This is a genomic window from Halobacillus sp. BAB-2008 (assembly GCF_000328325.1).
Lineage (GTDB): Bacteria > Bacillota > Bacilli > Bacillales > Halobacillaceae > Halobacillus.
In genome coordinates, this window is the sequence record NZ_ANPF01000117.1 from 1 (window position 1) to 4,712 (window position 4,712).

Consider the following 4,712-nt stretch of genomic DNA (forward strand, 5'->3'; position numbering starts at 1 on the left):
ATATGTTGTGTTAGTTGATCATTAACTTCAATATCTTGAAATTGAGTCTTACAGAAACGGGGGCGTTTCTTCAATTGAAGGATCGCCTTTTTTACATTGGTATAGTTTGGGAATGTACTCCGTTGGTAATAGAGGTCAGTAAGGACAGAGATTAAATATAGGTAGTAGGAGGAGAATTGCAATATGAATAAAAGAATTAAAGATCGCATTATCTCTGCACTCGCTTATGCAGTCGCTGCTATTCTCTTCGGATACTTCATATTCGGTGAAATGAACTGGTCACTTGTATTAGGATTAACGCTAGGCGGTTTCACTTTTCCTATAACAGGCAAGTTTGGGCGTAGTAACACATCGTAAAAACCTCTCGAATTCAAGTCTTACGTAAACTGGGCTTATCTTTTTTTTGCTAATTTTCGAAAGATGATCAATACAAGGGGTGGAAAAATGAAAAATATATGGTTAAGTATATGCTATGTTTTAGGACCAGGCGTAGGAATGGTTTTAGCTCATATAACAATTTCCTTGTTTAATGGTGAGGGTGTTACTATACAAAATACTTTTAAATTCTTTGTTTATGGAATTATTGCTGGATTAATCCTTCTGATTCTTCGCCTAATGATAAAGGGTAAAACATTAGAAGGGTAAATTTAGCCACAAATATCTTGAAATCGAGTCTTCAAGTATCGGGGGCGATTGTTCATTACGGGCAATCGCTTTTTTCCTACGGGAAGCATTGTATAAGAAATATTGGATTAACTATACGTGATCGGGAAAAAACTTCTCATCGCTCTATAGAAGGGGAAATTTTCCAGTTTGAAATAAAAATTGGGAATGTTTATAACGAAATTATGTTCTAAAGAGCTAATTTAGATTAACATTTCCCAAGTTATGTACCTTTTTATGTAATAATACTAGTGCTAAAGTATACAATAACAAGTTACTAGAATTTAAGAGCGATAAAAAATCTAAGGAGGTTAAAGGAGTTTACCTTCAGTAACTTGAATAATTTATTTGGAGGAATAAATCATTATGAAAAAGTTGATTTTTACATTTCTTTTGCTTTTATTGGCTTTAACACCTCTTTTGCTCGGTGCTAAAAACGTAAGTGCAATGTGTTATGGTGGGTGGAGTATTGGTGAACCTTCACCTATGGGTGACACGACTAGGGATAGTAATATCGTCACAGATGAGCACTCATCTATAAAGGGAGGAGCTACTATTGAATGTGGGGGAGGTTCTCCCAGAGGTTGGGGTTCTGTAAGATCAGGCAGTACATATAGCCATACAACAAGTAAAGGAACAAAAATTTATAATAGGTCAGGTGGATCATCACGAGCAAACAGCGATTTTTGGAATACTGTTTCTCCGGGTGCTAGTTATAAAAAATATGTGAAGTATGATGGTTCTACTACATTTGTTAAATTCCCAAAAGAAGGTAATGTTAGGTATTACAAGAGTCACAGTGGACAGGAACCTTCATTATGGTTTGGGAAAGAAAAGATTAGATACAAATAGAGAGGGATGTTAATGATTACAAACGTAGATATGAAAGTTTGGAACCCTAAGAACTATATTCATGGTGCTTATCTAGAAAAAGTGGAATTTGGGGAAACAAACGACGGCCTAGTTATTGTGGTTGAAAACGAAAATTTTATGATGCATTTTAATTATGACAAGTATGAGTTTGGTAACTTTGTCTTAGCCTTTCGTTTTACTGATGAGATGAAAAGTAGTTCATTATTAGAATTAGCTTCTAAAGCACGTACTAATTATTTCGGGAAAGATGATAAGAGTTGGTATTTATATAAGATGGCCAATTCTGAATTTCTGGACTGGTATGATGATCAGCCAGGACCAGGTAGAGATCTTTATGGTATTCAACATCATGTTATTTCAACCTCAGAAACTACCTTTGAAATTTTATGTGAATATGAGCCAAGGATCAATATTGTAGAAAAGAATACTTAATCAATTTGTTATTGGGCCTCACCTTTATTACATAGGGTGAGGTTTTATTCTTTCGAGATCTAAGAGTAAAATAAAGGAGATGTGTAAGAAGTCTCGAAATCAAGTCTTTCGCTAATGGGGGCGATTGCTTAATAAAAGCAATCGTCCTATATCCTTAGAATTAATTGACTTAGTATAAACATTACAAGTAATATGCCAATTCCTAACACGCCATATCCAAGATGTTTACGTTCTGACAAGTACTCCCCTTTAATAGCTTTCCAATCTGGATAGAAAAAGCTAATCACTCGGACAGCTATTATGCCAATCATAACTAAAACGACAGCTAATACTTCCATTAGTATAACTCCTTTTACATATCTAGTATCCTTTTCCTTTCTGTGTAAAACTAAGAGGAGTAAGTTTGTTGTCGTTTATAAATTTATCTTGAAACTGAGTCTTATAAAAACGGGGGCTTTTCTTTAATAATATGCTTTGAAGCAAGTGAAGATAAGAAATATAGGAGGTATTTTCATTGATTAAGGGTCTATACGAAGCACATTTGCCGGTAAGTGACTTAAATAAGTCGATTGAATTCTATGAAGGACTAGGGTTGAAGTTTGACCATAAAGTGGAAGATAGATTAGCTTTCTTATGGATTGTAAAAGACCAAAGTTGGGTTGGCTTATGGAAAACCGATAAAGTTGAGGTAGAGTATCATCCTTCAATTAGACATATAGCTTTTGAAGTATCTTTAGATGGTTTGAAAAACTCGGTTAACTGGCTAAAAACTAAAGGTTATAAACCGAGAAAAGCTTTTGGTTTTGATCCTATTGAACCATTCGTGATGCCAAATCCTAATGGAGAGTTTGCCCATGCAAAGGTACATTTTAATGACCCGGATGGAAATAGTTTAGAGTTCATTTGTAAAATTAGTAATCCTAACAATTTGACAGAGAAAATGTATCTAAGTGAATGGGAAGAATCAAATAGACTAACGAAGTAGTATGCAGCATAGACGATACATATGGAGACTAAAGTAAAAGAAAAGCTATGATATATCTCAATATCAAGTCTTTCTGTATGGGGGTTATCCTTTAATGCCTTCTATTAACGATAGGCGGTTTTGCTTTAAAATCTTCGCAAAAAGTGAATTGAATGTCTAATAAACACTCGCTCTTTTCCAGAAAGGGCGGGTGTTTTTTGTATGCAGATTAGTGGAGAATTCAGTACCCAGTAATTATGGTAGAAGAAACAGGACCGGGGGTACTTTGTTCGGTTTTTTTTTATATTTTTGTAAGATATTTGAGTTTATCGCGTCTTATATGTAAGGAGGTGAGATGGTGACACAGCTTGAGGATATTTATCATACATACTTTAAAGACGTATTCTTATATGTGTATAGTTTATCTGGCGATAAGAATATCTCTGAAGATATCACTTCGGAAACTTTTATGAAGGCATTAAGATCGTTAGACAGTTTCAAAGGGGATAGCGATATCCGTGTTTGGTTATGCCAAATTGCCAAAAACAGTTACTACTCTTATTTGCGTAAGAAAAAAAGCTTTGTAGATCTTGAGTCTGTTCCAGAACCAGCCAGCGGAGACAATGTAGAGCAAGAAATAGCCACTTCAGAAGCGTCTGGAAAGATACAGGAAGTTATCCAGAATTTAAAAGAGCCATACAAAAAGGTCTTTACGCTCCGTGTATTTGGAGAACTGTCATTTAAGCAAATTGGCAAATTGTATGCAAAAAGTGATAACTGGGCTTGTGTTACTTATCACCGCGCTAGAGAAAAGATTAAAGCGCGATTGGAGGATTATCGATGAAGATCAGCTGTAATGTGATCAGGGATATACTGCCGTTATATGCCGAGGATATGGCAAGTCAAGATACCAGAGATCTAGTCGAAGACCATATAGCTTCTTGTGAAAACTGCAAAAAACGCCTTGAAGAAATGCGGACTTTTGAAGAACCGCCAGTAGATACCGATATAGCTCCCTTAAGGAACATACAAAATACGTTGCGAAGAAAAAAGCTGCAGACGATTATATTTTCAGTCATGGTAACATTGGTTTTTGCAGTGGTTACAATCGCTTATCTGACAACGCCGGCATACCTATCTTATAATGAAGATGCAGTTTCAATCATGGAAAAGGATGACGGAACTGTACGTTTGAATTTTAGTGAAGAAGTCGCTGGATTTGATGTAACCGAATATCCAGCAGCGGGCAATTCAGGATATGTCTATGATATAACGACGTGGGAAACGATCTGGCACCAGAAAATAAGCAGAAACAACGTAGAAAATACGGTCTTAAACCCGAATGGGGAAACGGTCGCTTCCGTCTACTATTACAATACCGATGGAAGTGAAAATACTTTAATTTATGGAGATCCCATAACAGATGGTTCTGTTATGACGTTACCTCGGGTTGTTTTAAGTTATTATTTGTTGTTTGCTGTAGGTTTTTCACTTATTTGTGGAATTGGATTGGTCCTATTCCGTAAGAACGAGAAAATAAGAAATGGACTAGAAAAGATTATTCTACTGCCTATCTCTTACCTGTTTGCTCACTTCCTTATAAAAGGTCTTCACTCTTCCACTTACCTTGCTGGACGAGACTTTTATCTAATATTACTAGTCACCATTCCTTTATATTTTGCGTTGTCAGCTGGACGGAACATATTAAAAAAATTATTAAATAAAAAGCCGAAAATCACTTCATAATAATGTTTTTTGGATTGAAAAGGGAACCCATTTT

The 4,712-nt window shown here is 35.5% G+C and carries 8 protein-coding genes; 7 read left to right on the forward strand and 1 reads right to left on the reverse strand.

Annotated features, from left to right (window positions below; all coding sequences use genetic code 11):
* Positions 1-183 precede the first annotated feature (183 nt).
* The 4 genes from D479_RS20905 (at position 184) to D479_RS19425 (ending at position 1,968) form a co-directional block, all read left to right on the forward strand.
* On the forward strand, positions 184-357 hold the full coding sequence (locus D479_RS20905; RefSeq protein WP_169516202.1) for a hypothetical protein: 174 nt from the start codon (positions 184-186) through the stop codon (positions 355-357).
* 87 nt (positions 358-444) lie between these two features.
* Positions 445-645, forward strand: coding sequence for a hypothetical protein (locus D479_RS19415; protein WP_008640517.1), 201 nt, complete (start codon positions 445-447; stop codon positions 643-645).
* Between the two features lie 384 nt (positions 646-1,029).
* Positions 1,030-1,515, forward strand: coding sequence for a hypothetical protein (locus D479_RS19420; RefSeq protein ID WP_008640518.1), 486 nt, complete (start codon positions 1,030-1,032; stop codon positions 1,513-1,515).
* Between the two features lie 12 nt (positions 1,516-1,527).
* Positions 1,528-1,968 (forward strand): hypothetical protein, encoded by a 441-nt coding sequence (locus D479_RS19425; protein ID WP_008640519.1) that lies wholly within the window; start codon positions 1,528-1,530, stop codon positions 1,966-1,968.
* A 146-nt stretch (positions 1,969-2,114) separates the two neighbouring features.
* On the opposite strand, the gene D479_RS19430 is transcribed toward D479_RS19425, so the two are convergent.
* Positions 2,115-2,306 carry a hypothetical protein gene (locus D479_RS19430; RefSeq protein ID WP_008640521.1) on the reverse strand — a complete coding sequence of 64 codons (192 nt, stop codon included), beginning with the start codon at positions 2,304-2,306 and terminating at the stop codon, positions 2,115-2,117.
* 176 nt (positions 2,307-2,482) lie between these two features.
* Here D479_RS19430 and D479_RS19435 point away from each other — a divergent pair, with 176 nt between their 5' ends.
* From D479_RS19435 to D479_RS19445, 3 genes are all read left to right on the forward strand, one after another.
* Positions 2,483-2,953, forward strand: coding sequence for a VOC family protein (locus D479_RS19435; RefSeq protein ID WP_008640522.1), 471 nt, complete (start codon positions 2,483-2,485; stop codon positions 2,951-2,953).
* 334 nt (positions 2,954-3,287) lie between these two features.
* Complete coding sequence (locus tag D479_RS19440; protein ID WP_008640523.1) at positions 3,288-3,776, forward strand: sigma-70 family RNA polymerase sigma factor; 489 nt, start codon at positions 3,288-3,290, stop codon at positions 3,774-3,776.
* Entirely contained in the window at positions 3,773-4,678 is a 906-nt protein-coding gene (locus D479_RS19445; protein WP_008640525.1) for a zf-HC2 domain-containing protein, read from the forward strand. Before D479_RS19440 ends, D479_RS19445 begins: the two co-directional genes overlap by 4 nt.
* Positions 4,679-4,712 lie beyond the last annotated feature (34 nt).